An 18195-nucleotide genomic window follows, 5' to 3' on the forward strand; every position below is an offset into this window, starting at 1 on the left:
GAAAGAAGTGAGGTGAAGGGCTTTATCTACAAAACAAGGTCGATGCCTTAAGGGCGCTATCAAGCTCACTTCACCTCGTGTGGTAGTAGCTAACCACCACAGGGAACAAGATACAAGGGCGCTACTTGCTGCGCCCAATATTGAGCAGGACGCAGCAGAGTATTTTTAATAAAAAAACCATCACCCTTTAATTAGCAACTTAAAAATAGTACTTCGCTAATAACAAGCCTGATTGCCGCTGCGGCAAGGCCCCATACACGCTTAGCGCATCGCCGCGATTGATTTGCCATTGCACGGCTAAATCAAGGGCTTTGAAATGATAGCGCGCTTCAAACCACGCCATATCGCTTGAATCGATTAGATCATGCCGCCACAGCGCCGCCAGCTCTAAAGAAGGCAGTAAATCTGGCCAACTGGCGTAGAGCATCGTCGCTTGTTGGGTATTTAACGCCTGCTTTGATTGCACATCGCTACGGTAACGCCAATAGTCAGATAAGGGCCCTTGTTGCAAAGCTTGCCATTCTGCCGCGTTTTTAGCGCCACCATCGTATTGATATTCCAAGCTTAGCGAAAGTTTATATGCAGATGTCCAAGTAAAACCACTACTCATGCGGTAAGTCATAGCTGGCTCTTTGCCAGCAGTTATTTCTGAATACAGCACCGTTGCATCATTTAGTAAGCCCGATAGATTAAAACCCAACTGCGGCTCGGCATCTGCTTCACCAAACACGAGTATTTGCCCAGCGAGGGAGGCTGGCCCCTGCTGGCTTAGCGCCAGTAAATAGCGCGTTTTGGGATTGCTTGCGCCCCAATCTGGGCTAAAGGGTTCGTGGCTGGCTTGCTCGGCCAATTTGGGCGCTAAAATTGCCGTGATCGCCCCACCCGACCATAGTTTTTGCCCACGTAGCATCACGGTGCCTTGGCGGTTTTCTCGTAAGCTAGCGGGGGCAACCGATACCACCGACCTTAAAGCACCATTACGGAAAAAATCACTCGGGTTATAGCCCTGCGCCACACCATAGCGGGTATTAATCCGGCCTAAATCCACAGCCCAATCAGGCTGCGGTTGCCAGCTGAGGAAAGCTTCTTTTAGAGTGTTGATTTTGCTTACAGGCCCCTGCCACCCTTGCCAAGCCAAATCTAAGCGATCAGCCAGCACCACTTGCCAGTCAGTGGCCAAGCTTTTATCTAAACGTAAATCAAACGAAAGGCATTGTGTAGCCTGCTCGCTACGGCCATTTTGCAAACGCGCCTGCCCAAGAGCACCTTCAATAAACCAAGCCATATCGCTGGCTTTGACTTGCTCCTCTTGGGTTTGATCGGCCAGCGCTAGGGCATCCAAATCGTTAGCCAAGGCGGTGTGGCTAATTAGCGCCAAAAATAGCCAGTATAGTTTCAACACGGCTTACTCCGGCTTAAAGCGGGGTAGATAGTCTTTTTGCAACCAGCTTTCTGGTACATCGCGCCAAGCAAAATCGCTGTTTCTCATTACGGTGACCCAACTCGGGTCTAGGCCATCAATAATCACCGTTTCACTTGGGCGCTCTACCCCAAGCAGCATTTGGTAATGCCTAAAATAAGCCGTTTTTAGTAAGCGCCCGCTTTCGGTGTAAAACAAGGATTTGACGGGCTGCTTGCTGGCTGCATCCAGCCACATTTCAATACGATGATACGTCACATCTTCTGAGCTGGCTTTTAGCGCCAGCTTGTAGCAATGGCGGTTTTTGCGCTCCCCATCTTGGATATCTTCTTCTCCCGCCAGCTCTGCACGGTAGTCTTGCGCCAGATTCACCGTGACGACATCGCCATTGGATGCCTGCCCCAACAGCCGCTGCTGTGGCGAAATCCGCACACTGGCCTTACTGGATGCGTCATAAAACCACAGATCATTACCATCTTTAAGCAGCAATTTGCCAGCATCCCTGATCGGTGCCACAAAGCGGATCAGATTACGATAACGCCCGCCATCGGGCCGAGAATAAATTGCCAAAGTGTTTCTATCGGTTTCTTTACCCTTACGGTATTCAATCAAGTTAGTAGTTAGCCCAAACGATTTACTCGGATTACGAATAGCATCGCTAGCGGCCAATAAAGCTTGCGCATCCAGCGCAGCAAAGCTGGCCGAGTGCAAGGCCATGCCTAAGGCAAGGACAAATATTTTTTTCATATAAAAACTCCACGTGTTTTGGCTGATCTGATGTTGCCCAATAGCCTTTGTTAAATTTAACACCCGTTTTTCTGCGGAAAACGCCGTGTTCTCTGTGGGATTGAAGGCGTGTATAGGGCTTCATCCCAATCCTATCAACTTAAGCAATCTGCCATTCGTAGGGCGGGTGCAACCCGCGAGTCATGCTGAAAAAAAACGCGGGTTGCACCCGCCCTACGATGTTTCAATGCTTGTAATAGTGCAATCCAAGTTGAAGCCTGTGGATTGGGCTTCACCCGCCCTACAAACACAAAGTGTGGTTCTAAAAAATTTTAATTAGGTCAAGTTTTGTATTTTGGCTGCCTAATTATCAGTGACTCAGGCATGGCGCAATGCTTCAACAATATTAAGTTTGGCCGCGCGACGGGCAGGCCACCATGAGGAGAGTAAGGCTACGCCCATCAGCCCAAGACCGGTGCTCAGCATCATTTGGCTTTCACCCCACACGCGTACCGTGAGCGGGATGGGATCGACATTACCAGGCGGGGTCCAAGTGAGGCCGCTGTGGTTCACGATCCACGCGATGCTTAAAGCACTGATTAAACCAATCACCGCCCCAATGACGCCTAATAAAGTGCCCTCACAGACAAACAAACGCCTAATTCCAGATTGGCGTAAGCCGATGGCCCGCAGCGTGCCAATTTCCACCGTGCGCTCTACTACCGCCATACTCATGGTATTGCCAACGGTAAACAGCACGATCGAGCCGATTAGCAGCGAGATAAAGCCAAAGATCGCGCTTAACATGCTGGTAATTTGCTCGTATTGCGGGTTAAGCGTGGCAAAGTCGTGCACTTCTAGCTGCTGATTTTTTAATGGGCCAGCCATTAACTGCGCTAAGCGCGCCTTGGCAGCGGGCATTTGGCTGGTGTGTTTCAGCTGCAGCACAATCGCGGTCACTTGCGGGGCAGCTGCGCCATACACCAAGCGCTGTGCTTGGGATAAATGCAGGGCGACAAACATATCATCCAGCTCTTTCACCCCTGTGCTTTCTGCCTTCACCACATTCAGTGCCGCCACATTAGGCGCGCCATGCGAATTGGCCGCCAGCATCTCGATTCGCCCCGTAGCTGGGGCAGCGGTGCTACCCGATAAAGCCAGCACATCGGCGGGTGCATCAGGGCCGGTTGATGCTTCTATGGGGGCAGCTTGTGGGCAATTTTTTACTTTAAGCACGCCACATAAGGCCAATACCCGCGCCACCCCCGTGCCAATCACCGCAGAATCGGGCGATGTGCCGGTTAAAGCAGAGACTTTAGGCTTTACCGGAAACTCATAATCATTCCAGCGCCTCAACACATTTTGGTCTTCTACTACCACTCCACGGCCAAATACGGTACGGGATACGCCGGCGGCAAAATTACCTGCAATACCACCCAAGCTTAAGGTGGGTGTAACCATGGTTAGCATTGGAGCCAGCACGGGGTCATTTTTTAAAGCCAGCACCAAGGCCGGATAATCAGCAATCCCGTAAGCCGCTGGATTCCCATTACCGTATAAGAAGTAATCTTTATGCTGAATCTGTAAGTGCCCGCTGCTTTGCACAAAGCCCGTTTGCAAGCCCAAATGAATATTCTGGCTATAGCCGCCAAACAACAATACCGACACCACCCCCACCAACATGGCCAATAAAGTGGCCAAGGAGCGGCGATAATTTCGCAGCAAATTACGTAAAGCTAATGTCAGCGTATTCATGCCATCACCTCTACTTTAGCCGGGGCCTGATTGGATTCGCGGCGCTCTATGCTCAGAATTCGGCCATCCCTAATAAACACAGCATCGTCAGCCTCGGCCAATACTTGTGGATCATGCGAAGAAAACACAAAGCTCACCTGATGCTCGCGCTGCATATGACGCATCAGCGCCAAAATCCCCGCGCCAGTTTGGCTATCTAAATTAGCAGTTGGCTCGTCAGCCAAAACCAGCTTAGGCGCGGTGGCCAAGGCACGGGCAATGGCCACTCGCTGCCTTTGCCCGCCGGATAATTGCCCAGGACGGTTTTTAGCCTTATCCGCCAAGCCCACCGCATCCAGCAGCTCCATCACACGCTTGTTCCTAATCGCACTTGATACATTAAGCATGCGTAAAGGCAGCTCAACGTTTTCAAAAGCGCTGAGCACCGGCAATAAATTAAAATTTTGAAAAATAAAACCTAGGTGTACCGCCCGAAAATCAGCCAAGGCATTATCAGATAATTGATCTAAATTTTGCCCTGCCACCAATACCTCACCCTTATCGGCTCGATCAATGCAGCCCATTAAATTAAGTAAGGTGCTCTTGCCGCTGCCTGATTGCCCAGCAATCACCGTAAAGCGGTTGGGATAAATTTCTAGATTAATGTCTTGTAAGGCTGGCACATCAACCGAGCCCAAGCGATAGTGCTTACTAACCTGTTTTAGTACGATCGGATACATTGAGGACGCCTCAGCTAAGGGAATGCATCTAATGTATGCCGACTGATTGCTTTATTTATGCCAATGAGATGAGGCGCAGTTCCCCCCGATAAAACGCTACTCAGCGCGATAAAATGCAGTACACCATTTACCAATCTAGGCAAAGCGCCGCAAACGCCGTTCCAGCCACAATAAAATCCAGTTAGATCGCCATCCTATCAACATAAGGATCTGTAGAATTTGTAGGGTGGGCGCATTTTTTGCCCACCCTATACGCATCAACTTAGCACTTTGTCATAGATTAAATAGCATCAACTTTCCCCATCCGTTGCCAAGTACAGGGCTTTTTCTTACGTTTGTTTTGCATGCACCCCGATGAGGTCAATACGCTACAAATCACTTTCAAACAACGAATAAGCCCGGTCCGATTTCCTATGTTGGCCCCCAAATAAGAGGCTTGCTCTTGGATCGCCTGAACTCCTTTTGTCAGGCTCCGCTCTGAAATAGCCCAGAGCCCTGTCAGTAAAATCCAGTGCTGGATCAGTACAATCAATAATTTAACGAACACTTCACAAAGAATCCGCCACTGATTTGCGCTTCTGGATGCCGCCAGCCCGCTTTGGCTTTTCCATAATTTAAATATCAGTTCAATTTGCCAGCGAGCACCGTATAAATTCGGTGCTTCTTCTGTGCTCAGCAGCGCTACGGGTGCATTACTGATCAATAACCACCAATCACACAACGCTAAATTTTTCTCGGTGGGCGTGCGCCCATGCTTTTTTGCATTGTCTTTGAGCGCTGCTCGCTGACGAGAAGCGGAAGCATCAGAGAGTCGAACCATGATCAAACGAGCGGGTAAACGCACTTTTGAGCCCACATAAACCTGATGCTCCGCATGGCTGACGTTGTTGGCCTTTAGTTTCAGTAAAATACTTTCTAAATCAATACTTTCGGCCTCTTTTGACGTTTGATAAACCAAGGTGCTCGGTTGCAAGCGCGAGAGCCAATATTCACCTCTATCTGCTTGTTCTCGCATGCGTGCTAAGTTGAAATAGCCGAGATCTTTTAAGTGTAAACAGCCTGCCTCAACCGCCTCATCCAGTAAGGGGCTGCGATTATCCCCATGTTTGCCTGCTAAAAGCTGAAGGCGGGCTCGGCCGCTATTTAAGCCATACATCAAGTCGATTTTAAGTGCGGCACTGGCGGCTTTTGAACTGCGACCGCCTCCTGTGCCGGGTAAGACCGCCGACAGCGACTCCGGTAGCGTAACTTGCGTGCTGTCGTGTACATAAACCTCGGTAAATCGGCGTGGGATAGCCCATTTCACTGGCTGATCCGCTTGAATTGCAATCCCAATTGCTTGTTCAATCACTTGCTTTAAAAAAGTCGTGGTCGTTTCATTAAACCGTTGATCCAAACCCTGCGGGCTGATCTTTAGCTGCTGGGCAGCGGCGGCTCTAGCCAGTGCATCTAAAGAACAGTCGGGTTGATTCATCCAAGCAAAGACGAGCGTGCGCAAAAAGTTGTCCCCAGTTAAAGCGCGCTGCCGTTGAATGAACTTGGTTTTTTTGCGATCTCCGAAGCGCCGTGAAAGATGCCTTGCATTGAGTCAGCAATCTTTGTGAAAATGGTCATGCGGCTTCCTTTTGTTTGGTATGGTTCTTGTTTCGGCAAAAAACTCTATCGTAACGAACAATAGAAGGCCGTTTGTTTTTTTCACCAAACTTTCGTTATCGCGCATGACATCGGCCTAAGTTGATGCGTATAGGGCGCATTTTTTGCCCACCCTACACAATGGTTTAAATCTTAAGTTGATAGGATTGAGTTAGATCAGCCCTAAAACTGCTAGTTGCAGCATTCGTTGCTATACAGAAACAGCGGCACCGAGCGCGGCAACGTCCTCGTTCTTCAAATCAAGCTTTTTGCAGGGGACGAGCATGAACTTTAAAACTTCACTTACTTTTCTGACTGAGCATGGCAATACGCTCAATGAGTTCCGCAAGACCACACGTAAGGAAGTTTTAAATTTATTACAACAATTGCAAAGGTTTAATGAGCCCATTACCGTATTTGCAAATGAAAATGAAGAACTATTAATCTGTTTATTATTAGAAATAAATGAAAAAGATAATGTTCTCTATTTAGAAAACACCCATCCAGAGATCCAAATCAATCCCGGCAGCAAAGCCATATGCGTTGCTGCACTAGGTGGTGGGGCACTGATTCAATTTGTAGTCGAAGAATTAAACCATGCGCATAAAAATGCTCGCCCAATATTGCAATCACCTATTCCAGATTCCTTAATTAAGCTACAGCGCCGCGAACACTTTCGCTCTAAAGCCCCCATCATCAATCCCTATCTTTGCACCTTACAATTAGGGGGTAAGCAAATATTGCGCATGCCTATTTATGATCTTTCCATGGGAGGGCTATCTTGCTGGCTACCTGCTGACCAACGTGCGCTCATTCAGCTCAGTGAGCCTTACATAAGCACACTCGAACTTGGCTCTTATTGTATTAATAATGCGCAAATCAAAGTGTGCGGCGTACTACCAGCAGAGCAAGGCAGTCAGCACGCTGAAGATCTTCTCCTTAGCGGCCTCTTTGTGAACAAAGATCATCAGTTTGATGTTAAATTACAGGCAGCGACCAGACAGCTAGAGCTAGCACAACGCAGCCTGCAGCCGTAATTGTTGCTGCATATAGATTACAAAAGCTTACGATCAGAAGCATGCTTTTATGCAAATCTCCCCAGCCAGCGATAACGATGCGCCTGCCATTGCTGCAATCCATATCCAAGCATGGCAAGCAGCATATATAGATATTGTTGCCGCCGATTACCTTGCCACACTCTGTATTAAGCAACGCACCGCGTCGTGGCGGCAAAAAATGGCCAAGGGAGCATCAACGATTCTGGTTGCAAAGCAGAACCATACCCTACTCGGCTGGATTAATTTTGCCCCATCGCACGATCAAGACGCATCTGCCATAGATGCAGAAATTTGGGCAATTTATGTGGCCCGTGAGGCTTGGTCTAGTGGTGTGGGGCGGGTATTACTCTTACAAGCTAAGGCGGTTTTAGCCGCGAGTGGTTTTCAGGCTTGCAGCTTATGGGTGTTTCCACAAAATAATCGCGCAATTAAGTTTTATACCGCAGCTGGGTTTGTACACGATGGTGCGGCCGCAAAAAGCTTTACACTTGGTGGCCAAGTGTTGCAAGAAATCCGCTACATCTGCCCTTTAATGACTTTAAAGACGGGCTGTAAGTAAAGTAAATTCAGTAATAATTTGACCATTTTGCTTAAGATCGGCAAAAATTGAAGCCAAGCCCTCCACAAAATAAGAAACAATATGGACTTCAGACCAAACAAGCCGCGATGGCGATGCTAAACACGCCCGATCAAACGCCCTTTTGCTGATCTGCTTCGCCCCAAGTGGTAAAGAAGCCTGTTTGGAGTATTGCCATGCTGTCCAATATCGAATTTAACGCACTCAAAGATCAAGGCTATAACCGCATCCCGCTGACGCTAGAATTATTTGCCGATCTAGATACCCCACTTTCTGTCTATCTAAAACTTGCCAATCAGCCTTACAGCTATCTTTTAGAGTCTGTAGTGGGCGGCGAGCGCTTTGGCCGCTATTCCTTTATTGGCCTACCTGCCCGCATCCGCCTCAAGGTAGTTGGCAACCTCACCGAAGTCATTTGCAATGATGAAGTGATTGAAACGCATCAAGGCAACCCGCTGGATTTTATTGAAACCTTTCAGCAACGCTATCGCGCCCCTGCCAATAAAATGCTGCCGCGCTTTTTGGGCGGCTTAGTCGGCTATTTTGGCTATGAAACCATCAGCTATATCGAGAAAAAACTCGCCAACACGCAAAAGCCCGATGAGATAGGCGCGCCCGATATCCAGCTACTACTCTCAGAAGAGTTGATCGTGGTGGATAACCTATCCGGCAAGCTATATTTAGTGGTCTATGCCAATACTGAACAAGACAACGCTTACCAAAACGCTGCCGATAGATTGCACACACTGCGCATGGCATTACGTGAGCCTGCCAAGATCCCATTACAAGGCCCAGCACCTAGCATAGGCGAAATGACATCTGGCTTTGGTGAAGAAGCCTTTAAAGACGCGGTACTCAAGGCTAAAGATTACATTATTGACGGGGATATCATGCAGGTGGTGCTTTCACAGCGCATGAGCTTGCCTTACACAGAATCGCCCCTCTCGCTTTACCGTGCCCTACGTTCTTTAAATCCTTCGCCTTATATGTTTTTCTACCATTTTGGTGATTTTCATATTGTGGGTGCATCGCCAGAAATCTTAGTGCGCCTTGAAGACGATACCCTCACCGTGCGCCCGATTGCGGGCACCCGCCCGCGCGGAAAAACTCGGCTTGAAGATGAGGCCTTAGCCGCTGAGCTATTAGCCGACCCAAAAGAAATTGCCGAGCACATTATGCTGATGGATTTAGGCCGCAACGATGCAGGCCGCGTGGCACAAACCGGCAGCGTAAAAGTCACCGATAAAATGCTGATCGAGCGCTATTCACACGTGATGCATATTGTTTCTAGTGTTGAGGGCAAGCTCAAACCTGGCATGAGCAATATCGACGTACTCAAAGCCACCTTCCCTGCTGGCACGGTTTCTGGCGCACCCAAGGTGCGTGCCATGGAAATCATTGCCGAGCTGGAGCCAGTAAAGCGCGGTATTTACTCGGGCGCGGTGGGCTACCTAGGCTTTAACGGGGACATGGATGTGGCCATTGCCCTGCGCACCGCCGTGATTAAAAACAAAACCCTCTATATGCAAGCAGGCGCTGGCATCGTGGCCGATTCCGTACCCAGCAGCGAATGGCAAGAAACCTTAAACAAAGCCCGCGCGGTATTACGCGCAGCTGAATTAGTGCAAGCTGGCCTAGACGCCTAATTGCCTACTTGCGTCAGGGCTATAGATACGTCCTGACGCACCGCACACCCCTCCCATACCACTATTCCCATATCCCTGACACTCGCAATCGGTTCGAGCCACCTATACTTCTAAGTGAACCCAAAGGCCTCCCTCGCATTAGCTCGCTATTCACCCCAAGGATATACGCCATGAAAACCATCTATTTATCATTTGTTATTGCCCTTAGCGCCCATGCCGACATCACCGTTCCTATGGATTTGGTCAGCGATAAAGGTAGCGTACAGTCTATTGGAAATATCGTGATTTCAGAATCTGCCTACGGCCTTGTTTTTACCCCCAATATCGAAGGCTTACCCGCTGGCGCACATGGCTTTCATATGCATGAAAATGCCAGTTGCGCAGCAAAAGAGCAAAACGGGAAAATGGTTCCAGCCCTCGCGGCAGGTGGACATTACGACCCACGCGGCAGCAAACGCCACGGCTCACCTTGGGGTGATGGACATTTAGGTGATTTACCCGCGTTGATTATTGGCGCAGACGGCAAAACCAATCAGCCCGTACTGGCACCCCGCCTTAAAATAGCCGACCTAAAAGATCACACACTGATGATACATATGGGTGGCGACAACCACGCAGATCTCCCTGCAGCATTAGGGGGCGGCGGCATGAGGGTGGCATGCGGGATTATTCCTAACTAAGTGTCACTTATTGATTGGGCCTGTTTTGCCGCAACAAACAGCAGGTCATTACCACAGCGCAAAACAATAGCGACCTCTGTAAGCAAAATCCAAAAATATTTTCCATATAGGCAAAAAATACACAAGCAACTAGCGGTGAGTGTCAGTAAAGGCCAGCTAAATTATTGTTATTTCCCCAACGAAACCTAGCTAACGCGCCACTTTTTGATAAAATTTATATTTCTATGTAGAAAAATCTTCTTACATAGTTTATGAATAAGTACGCTCATTGCTCACACAAACTTGCAAACGCATTCAAGTAGTAAGCAAGCTGATATGGGCTTATTTGAGACCAAAAGCACCATCTTGCACTTTTATCACTAGGAGTTTCAATTTATGAAAAAGCTTATTATCGCCCTTGCTGCTGCGTGTGTTGCCTTAACTTCTGTGGCTACGTTTGCTGAAGGTGTTATGAACAAAGATGGTATGACCCTGCAGAAAAAAGAAAACAAACATCACAAAGCAAGAAAAGACGCTAAAAAACATCAAGCTGAGATGAAAAAAGAAGCTCCGAAAGAAGAAATGGCGAAATAAACCAAGCTACGTTTCAAAAAAAGGCAAACACACTGTGTTTGCCTTTTTTATCACTTTTAAGATCATCGTTTCTGCCTAGAGTACTTAGTTTTACGCCCCCCTATCCTTGATTTAATGCCTGCAATCTAGACTCCCCGCCGCCTATCCGTATAATGAACACTCATTAATGCAGCCCTAAAAGGTATGGAATGAGCCGCTTGTTTTTTCCTGCGTATTTTGCCCCCCGCGCATGCCCCTTTTGCCGATGGCGTTGACCCTAGTCTCGCCTCATAAAATGCGCATCTCGGCGCAATACACTTAATAAATTCACAGGATAAAACCATGCTGCTTATGCTAGATAACTAGCATGCATGTTTTTCAGCATATAGCACCATCCACAAAACCACCTCAACCCCTCATTTTTACTAGGTTTCCAACTAGTGGCATCCACTCCCGTAGTGGTGCAGCCAAGTAAAAACAGGATAAGATACCGGATAACGCACCCCCGCCTAGCCCTTATCCGGTACAGAAATGCCCTCCCTCACAGATACAAAAATCCGCAACACCAAGCCAGGCGAAAAAGCCATCAAACTAAGCGATGGGCTAGGCCTATATCTTGATATACGACCAAGCGGCCTAAAAATATGGCGCTATCGTTATTGGCTTACCCCTAAAAAAGACGGGATTTATACAATCGGCGAATATCCACGAACCACACTGGCGGAAGCACGAAAAATACGTGAATGGGCTAGAGAGCAAGTTAAGCAAGGCATCAACCCCACCCATGCCAGAGCCTCAGAAAAACAGGCCCTACAAGAGGAAAACGCCGAAACCTTTGCGGTGATCAGCCAAGAATGGATAGAACACAATCGCAACACCTGGTCGGCAGGATACTTAAAGCAGGCACAAAACTACCTAAACAGAGATATCTTGCCGCAAATTGGTGCCACCCCAATCAGAAGCCTCAAGGCGGCCTACCTATTAAAACTTATCCGTGAGGTGGAAGAGCGTGGTGCACCATCCGTGGCGGCGCTTATCCGCTTATGGGTTGGCCAGATTTGCCGATACGCCATCGTTACGCTAAGAATTGAACACAACCCAGCAGCAGCGCTGAGTGGATCACTTAAACGGCAAACAGTGCGACACAATCCCCCGCTTTCTAAAAACGAAATCCCTGTGCTGCTAGCGGCCATGACCCAATATGGCGGATACCGAGGCACTGTGATTGCCATGCGCTTAATGATGCTGACCTTTGTCAGAACCATTGAACTACGCAAAGCAGAATGGGCAGAGTTTGATTTAACCACGGCACAATGGCGGATACCTGCCTCACGCTTAAAAATGAAACATAAAATGAAAGTGGGCGAAGTCCATATCGTGCCCCTAGCAAAGCAGGCCATAGCATTACTTCGTGAGCTGCACACCCTATCTGGTGGGCAAGCATTCCTGTTCCCCAATATGCGCTCCGCCAACGAATGTATGACAGCAACCACAATCAACAAAGCATTGGAGCGAATGGGCTACGCAGGCCAATTTTCAGGCCATGGTTTTAGGTCTACGGCATCAACCCTGCTTCACGAGCTAGGCTGGCGCTCTGAAGTGATTGAAAGGCAACTGGCACACGCAGAGCGAAACGAAGTAAAAGCCGCCTATAACCACGCCGAATACATGCCAGAAAGAATAAAAATGATGCAGGAATGGGCCGATTGGATTGATGCACTGCCACCAGCGCCTGCCCCTAAATTAAAATAAAACATCAGGCTATCCAAGCCAAATTACATCGACTAACATCAGGCAAAGGTTTATAATTTTTATTAATTTATACTTTTCATAAACCAAATCATGGAGAACTAACATGATCGGTGAACGCCTTTTACGTGCCCGAGCGGCGGCTGGCCTATCTATGGAAGCACTGGGCAACCTTGTTGGCGTAAGCGCCAACATGATCAAGAAGTACGAACACAATCAAAGCATGCCTGCTTCTGGTAACTTAATAAAACTAAGCAAAGCCTTGGGTGTGCGCAGCGCTTATTTTTTCCGCCCCGTGAAAGTTGAACTATCGGGCGTGGAATATCGCAAGCGATCCAGCACGCCAGCTGGAATCTTAAAACGAATTGAAGCCGATGTATTAGACCAGGCAGAACGCTGGCAAGAGCTGGCCAATATTTGGCCTGTGTTTCCCGTCGCCAGCTTCTCCATCCCCTCGCAGCTACCCGACACCGTAGCGACAATGGATGAGATTGATACTTTTGCAGATCAAGTACGAGCAGCCTGGGAGCTTGGATCTACCCCCGTTCATGACTTGATTGATGTTTTGGAATCACAGGGCATCTTAGTCATCATCACCGAGGTTGATGAAATGGCTAAGTTTGATGGGCTGCAGGCCACAGTTGCTAATCAGCCGGTCATTGTCGTTTCCGCCAACTGGCCGGGCGACCGTCAGCGGTTCACCCTAGCTCACGAACTGGGCCACCTACTTTTGCATGGGCGCTTACCGCCAGAACTAGACGAAGAGAAAAGCTGCAATCGCTTTGCCAGCAGCTTTTTATTACCTGCAAGTGCGATTCGCCGGCAATTAGGCACACTGCGAAACAGAATTGAAAACCAAGAACTGTTTCTGCTAAAGCATGAATTTGGTTTGAGCATGCAAGCCTGCTTATACCGGGCAAATAATCTTAAGATTATTAATGATCAAATTCGCCAATCGATGTTTATACAGTTCTCTAAAAATGGCTGGCGAAAAAAAGAACCAGGGGCCGAATACCCAAAAGAAGAAACTCGGTTATTTCAGCAGTTAATTTACCGTGCTCTAGGTGAAGGTATTATTAGCGAATCTAAGGCCGCTGAATTATTAGGTATTTCTTTGATGCGCTTTCATCAAAGCCGAAAACTCGAGGCTACTGATGCAATTACTAATCAGTGACGCCAATATTTTGATAGATCTGGAGGAAGGAGAACTGCTCATCACCTTCTTCCAGCTTCCTTACCAGTTTTGCATCCCAGATATTCTTTTTTATGAAGAATTAGAAGAACAACACGCTCATCTATTGGATCTGGGGCTGTGTATTGGAGAGTTGAATATCGACAGCATGCTCTATGCAGAAAGCTTAATTAACAAAGCCGTTGGGCCAAGCAGCAATGATTGCTTTGCTTTGGCTTTATCAAAACAAGAGAAATGCCCTTTACTGACAGGCGACCGAGCGCTTAAAAAATTAGCCGAAAAAGAATCGGTCATTGTCATGGGGACAATTTGGGTGGTTGAGCAGCTAGTGACGCATAGCATTATTTCAAAAGCAGATGCTGAAAAATCCTATGCCAAAATGAAACAAAATGGCCGCAGATTACCTTGGGATCTTGCGCTCCAACAACTCAATGAACTGCCAGATTAAAACCCCCAATTATTGCCATTTGCATTAAGCCAAGGTAAAAAATGAATACCAATAACACATGCCCCTTATTAAAAAACTCATATGGATATGGCATTTACGATGAGACATTGATAAAAACTATGAAATCAATAGAAGGCAATGGCCAAATATCTTGGGGATAAATACAGAATAAATGGCTCAAATCGTGCTTTTGCTCGCAGGTTAATCACCCCTCAAAATAATCCTAGGTAGAAGTAGCCCCCCCTTGAAAAGCTGTATTGAGTGCCTTGCAATAACAAGCAAGCAATAAGCATATTATGCAAGCTTTTGTAAGGGCATTTTTTATCGTTTAGCGCCATATTTGGCGGGGCTTGAGCCTTCCTCATGCAGGTGCATAAAAAATAGTGGGTTAAGTGGGCAGGCGTGGCGGGGTCACGAGGGCGCGCGCTGGGGGCTGAGGGCTGATTCTTCTCAAAATGTAGGTGAAAAAAAGCCCGCGCTTGCGGGCTTTTTACCGACTACTGACTTATGTAACGATCTTGCTCTTTAATGAGGCGGTCATAGTCTGCCCTTTCATAAGCATCTAAACATTTCATAACGGTAAGCTCTTGCCCTGTTTGTTGACCAACAAGCTTACTTTTTTTCAGATACGCATCAAAATACCCTCGCACCTTTACATAAGCGGCTTCATCATCATGGCCGCCAAGTTGGAAGTATCCTCCCATAGCGAGGCCAGCATCATTCTTTAATTTCTCATTTGAGCTTAGGCAATATGCAAGCCCCCACTTCTTAAGAATGGTGCGAGTCTCTGTCATTTTATTACTTGAAATCGCCATTGCTGGGTAAATAAATAAGATGATAACTATCAGCTTCTTAATCATTTCAACTCCCAAAAAAACACATCAGTTGTTTTTGCATTGGGTTGATCTGGGTGCATAAAATAGCAATGATCACCGCAATCCGAACCATTCCAAAGAGTTACATGCCCCGATGCATCGCCCCAACCGGATACCGTAAATATAAGAATTCCATTCTTTCCTTTAAAATTTTCTGATACGTCTTTTCCATTCGGTTTTACCGTAACATCAGGGCTACCGAAATTAGCCCTAACAAAAGAAATCATATCTTTTACACGTAACAAATAATTTTTATCATCACCACCTTTTACTTTATAGCCTGTGGCCCCTTTAGTTATAGTTACTCCGCCATAGTTGAATGAACGACTTAAACGAAGAGCACATGCATTTGCATAACCAGTAGGATTGGTTTTAAAGAGTTCATAAGCATTACCACCTACTAATTTATAAACACTTGGAGCATCCATATGCACTGGATACTTTGACCAAACATCTTTAAATTTAGGTCTATTGACTTTAATTCTTGCGCTTTGATTACCTGCTGTTGCTTGTATTTGTCCCATTTTCAATCCTTAAGCTGTAGCATAAATTTCTACCGAATGATCTTTTAAAGCATTCATTATTTTGGCCTTCCCGTCGTCTTGCACAATAGCGGTCAATGTAATTTGAGCAACACCATCTGCAAGTTCATGCTCATCACCACCGCTAATAATGACCTCTACAGATTCACCCGCTTGGTAATTTAAAGTTTCCACATGCACATTTATATCTGAATAAAATCTAGATACATCAGCAAGAGGGGTTTCGTCCTCCCCATAGCTCCAATAAATACGCTTAATTTCTTTTTCTTTAACAATAGGGCTTGCCAAACTTGATAAAGCAGCCGCAATAACAGCAGGCGCTTTGCTCTTAGAAACTGGTAAAGCAGCTCCGCTAGGAGCCTCAATCATTACATCCTTTTGAGTTGCGATAAGCGTCGCACCACACGACGTTAGCATCCCCTCAACTGCAACATTCTTCCCTAAATATGAAACGCCCACGACTCCTGCAACAATAACAAATTGACACTTACACTGTGGGCAAACGCCTTTATGTCCCACACCTGCAGCAGGTTTTCCATAAATATTAATACTTGCAAATCCTTCAATAACTGTACCACCATGCGAGGTAGGATCACCCTCTCTTATTATTGCTTTAAGACCCATTTAATGTTCCTCAAAAGATAATCACTTATTCAAATTGATTAAACTTAAAAAATGCACCCTATTAGTTCAGTGACACGCTTAAGTTACAGGATACATATACAGCATCTTTAAATTTTAAATAATTATTTAAATACCTTATTAAGGGCATATTCAAAAAGCATATAGATAACTTACACCCAAATATTCAATCTAGATGAATTAGTTATTCAGATAAAAAAGCCCGCGCTTGCGGGCTTGCTGTTTACTTGGGTTTGTTTACGCCAGTACGTAAGGTTTGAAGCGGATCACCTCTACCCCTAGCCAGTCGTTTAACTCCTTCATCCGCTCCTGCAAGGGTTCAATCTCGTTATACGCAAACACGGTAGCCGCCTTCTCTACGTCACCCAAGCCGCCGGTGTTGTTGGGGATGATGCCCATCAGTTGCGCCGGTACGCGGTGGGCGCTTAGCTGGTCGTCTCGGGTTACGTTTTTGATGTTCCAGAAGTCGTCCTTGGCCGCTACTTCTGAGATGGGCAAGATTTGCATGCCGTCTTTCTTGCCGCCAGGCGCGTACACCATTAGATTTTTAAAATTACCTGGGCCTTTGCTTTTTTGCAGGGCTTCACGCAAATCGTCGATATAGCTTTCGTTCTGGGCGGCGTCTGTCATGTACAGAATAAAACCAGCATGGCTGCCATTTTCAAAATAGCGACGGCGAAAGAGCGTGGCGGATTCATTGAGCCAAGTTGAATTAAGCGCCGATAGGTATTCAGGCAGGCCGTAAATCTCTTGATTGATATCAGGCTCGAGCAGGTGAAACACCGCCCCCTGCTGGAATTCATACTCTTTGGCATAATCCAGCACCTGATAAAAACCGCCCTCTTTTAGCCCGACGCGCATATATTTCGCCAGCGCGTGCGTGAGCTTAAGCACCTTGCCGGTGCGGCCGATATTTTTTTCTAAATAGGCATTGCCAAAGATCAGGTAATCCAGCGCAAACTTTGCAAATTCAGTGCGGCTTAATAGCGGGTGCGGGATAAAGGTTTTAAGCAGGATGTTGCGCTTAACCTGAATGGGGCTGGAATGGTGAACGGTGGCGCGGTAAGTTTTAGCCAGCCCATCAAATGACATCGGCGGCTCGTACCATTTGCCGTTGTTGTTACACTCAAGTAAATCCAATAACTCTCGGCGATCAAGCACGGCGGAAGGCTCGCCAAAGGTGAAGGCGACCGAGCCGCTGGCCGCTGGATTAGGTGCGCTGGCCAGCATGGTTGGTTTAGGTAGATACGGTTTCTTTTTCATTTAGCACATTTCCATAAAGCTGGAATTAGTCGAGTTGGAGCCTTCTAGCGGCTCATTGAGTAGCGCGTGCATACATGCCCAGGCTAAGTCGGCGTGGCTGACTTCTTCGGAGCGGCTGGCCGAGTAAGTCACATGCCGCCCGCTGGTCGTCATGGTTTTTTGAATGGCCATAAATGCGGCGGCAAGATCCGTCCAGCCCGCGTCAAACTCCAAGCGGCCATTGCGGATCACGTCTTGGGCCTTCATCACTAAGCGCGCTTTCATATCCACGCTGTAATTGATGGCCTTAGCCGCTGGGTAGAACTGTTTAACCAGTTGATAAACACCTTGCCCGATGCCGGTGGTATCGATGCCGATATACGCCACGTTGTATTGGCTGCAGATCTGCTTAATGCCTTCGGCCTGCGCGGCAAAATCCATGCCTTTCCATTGGCGCTTTTCTAACACGCGGAACTTACCACCAGGCACCAGCGGCGGGGCTAGTACGATTAAACCGGCGCTATCGCCAGATAAAGCGGGATCGTAGCCAATCCACACAGGCCAATAGGCAAAGGGACGCGGGGCAATCGCCTTAAAGTCTTCCCACTTTTCCCAACTATCAACCATGCACTTTTGCAATTCAGCCAGCGGAAAAATGCTGGCGCTATCGTCGATAAATTCACACATCAGCAAATTTTGATAATCGTTGGGGTTGTATCGTTTTTTGATCTTGTCCAGAT

Annotated in this window: 17 protein-coding genes and 1 pseudogene; 8 read left to right on the top strand and 10 right to left on the bottom strand. The window is 47.3% G+C overall.

All coding sequences use genetic code 11. From position 1 onward, the window contains the following. Nucleotides 1-199: 199 nt before the first annotated feature. The 5 genes and pseudogenes from R6242_RS20855 to R6242_RS20875 form a co-directional block, all read right to left on the bottom strand. Nucleotides 200-1402: a hypothetical protein gene (locus R6242_RS20855; protein ID WP_318430589.1), complete on the bottom strand. Its 1203-nt coding sequence runs from the start codon at nt 1400-1402 to the stop codon at nt 200-202. A gap of 3 nt (nt 1403-1405) precedes the next feature. Next, nucleotides 1406-2167: an outer membrane lipoprotein-sorting protein gene (locus R6242_RS20860; RefSeq protein WP_318430590.1), complete on the bottom strand. Its 762-nt coding sequence runs from the start codon at nt 2165-2167 to the stop codon at nt 1406-1408. Between the two features lie 357 nt (nt 2168-2524). Further along, nucleotides 2525-3901 carry an ABC transporter permease gene (locus tag R6242_RS20865; protein ID WP_318430591.1) on the bottom strand — a complete coding sequence of 459 codons (1377 nt, stop codon included), beginning with the start codon at nt 3899-3901 and terminating at the stop codon, nt 2525-2527. After that, on the bottom strand, nt 3898-4620 hold the full coding sequence (locus R6242_RS20870) for an ABC transporter ATP-binding protein (protein ID WP_318430592.1): 723 nt from the start codon (nt 4618-4620) through the stop codon (nt 3898-3900). Before R6242_RS20870 ends, R6242_RS20865 begins: the two co-directional genes overlap by 4 nt. A gap of 280 nt (nt 4621-4900) precedes the next feature. Continuing rightward, nucleotides 4901-6157: pseudogene (locus R6242_RS20875) on the bottom strand (IS4 family transposase); the annotation flags it as partial. A 379-nt stretch (nt 6158-6536) separates the two neighbouring features. Between R6242_RS20875 and R6242_RS20880 the strand changes: the two are divergent. The 8 genes from R6242_RS20880 to R6242_RS20915 all read left to right on the top strand — a co-directional run bounded on the left by R6242_RS20880 (nt 6537) and on the right by R6242_RS20915 (nt 14154). Continuing rightward, nucleotides 6537-7289 carry a flagellar brake protein gene (locus tag R6242_RS20880; RefSeq protein WP_318430593.1) on the top strand — a complete coding sequence of 251 codons (753 nt, stop codon included), beginning with the start codon at nt 6537-6539 and terminating at the stop codon, nt 7287-7289. A gap of 49 nt (nt 7290-7338) precedes the next feature. Next, nucleotides 7339-7869 (top strand): GNAT family N-acetyltransferase, encoded by a 531-nt coding sequence (locus tag R6242_RS20885; RefSeq protein WP_318430594.1) that lies wholly within the window; start codon nt 7339-7341, stop codon nt 7867-7869. 194 nt (nt 7870-8063) lie between these two features. After that, complete coding sequence (gene trpE, locus R6242_RS20890; RefSeq protein ID WP_318430595.1) at nt 8064-9533, top strand: anthranilate synthase component I; 1470 nt, start codon at nt 8064-8066, stop codon at nt 9531-9533. Nucleotides 9534-9703: 170 nt separating this feature from the next. After that, the gene (sodC, locus tag R6242_RS20895) at nt 9704-10213 is read left to right on the top strand and encodes a superoxide dismutase [Cu-Zn] SodC (protein WP_318430596.1); all 510 of its coding nucleotides are present in this window, start codon (nt 9704-9706) and stop codon (nt 10211-10213) included. A 375-nt stretch (nt 10214-10588) separates the two neighbouring features. Further along, nucleotides 10589-10786, top strand: a complete 198-nt coding sequence (locus R6242_RS20900; protein WP_293936653.1) for a hypothetical protein — start codon at nt 10589-10591, stop codon at nt 10784-10786. A gap of 510 nt (nt 10787-11296) precedes the next feature. Continuing rightward, nucleotides 11297-12517 (top strand): tyrosine-type recombinase/integrase, encoded by a 1221-nt coding sequence (locus R6242_RS20905; protein WP_318430598.1) that lies wholly within the window; start codon nt 11297-11299, stop codon nt 12515-12517. A 103-nt stretch (nt 12518-12620) separates the two neighbouring features. Next, nucleotides 12621-13688: an XRE family transcriptional regulator gene (locus tag R6242_RS20910; RefSeq protein ID WP_318430599.1), complete on the top strand. Its 1068-nt coding sequence runs from the start codon at nt 12621-12623 to the stop codon at nt 13686-13688. Beyond that, on the top strand, nt 13669-14154 hold the full coding sequence (locus tag R6242_RS20915; RefSeq protein WP_318430600.1) for a PIN domain-containing protein: 486 nt from the start codon (nt 13669-13671) through the stop codon (nt 14152-14154). The genes R6242_RS20910 and R6242_RS20915 overlap by 20 nt, the downstream gene beginning before the upstream one ends. Before the next feature lie 497 nt (nt 14155-14651). On the opposite strand, the gene R6242_RS20920 is transcribed toward R6242_RS20915, so the two are convergent. The 5 genes from R6242_RS20920 to R6242_RS20940 all read right to left on the bottom strand — a co-directional run. Continuing rightward, the gene (locus tag R6242_RS20920; protein WP_318430603.1) at nt 14652-15014 is read right to left on the bottom strand and encodes a hypothetical protein; all 363 of its coding nucleotides are present in this window, start codon (nt 15012-15014) and stop codon (nt 14652-14654) included. Continuing rightward, nucleotides 15011-15553: a type VI secretion system amidase effector protein Tae4 gene (locus tag R6242_RS20925; RefSeq protein ID WP_318430605.1), complete on the bottom strand. Its 543-nt coding sequence runs from the start codon at nt 15551-15553 to the stop codon at nt 15011-15013. Before R6242_RS20925 ends, R6242_RS20920 begins: the two co-directional genes overlap by 4 nt. A 9-nt stretch (nt 15554-15562) precedes the next feature. Beyond that, complete coding sequence (locus R6242_RS20930) at nt 15563-16195, bottom strand: PAAR domain-containing protein (protein ID WP_318430607.1); 633 nt, start codon at nt 16193-16195, stop codon at nt 15563-15565. Nucleotides 16196-16450: 255 nt separating this feature from the next. Continuing rightward, complete coding sequence (locus tag R6242_RS20935; protein ID WP_318430609.1) at nt 16451-17476, bottom strand: phage portal protein; 1026 nt, start codon at nt 17474-17476, stop codon at nt 16451-16453. Then, nucleotides 17477-18195, bottom strand: a 719-nt coding sequence (locus tag R6242_RS20940) for a terminase large subunit domain-containing protein (protein ID WP_412100733.1), incomplete at its 5' end; no start/stop codon positions are given.

Origin of the sequence: Iodobacter sp. CM08 (assembly GCF_033446605.1) — a bacterium.
Lineage (GTDB): Bacteria > Pseudomonadota > Gammaproteobacteria > Burkholderiales > Chitinibacteraceae > Iodobacter.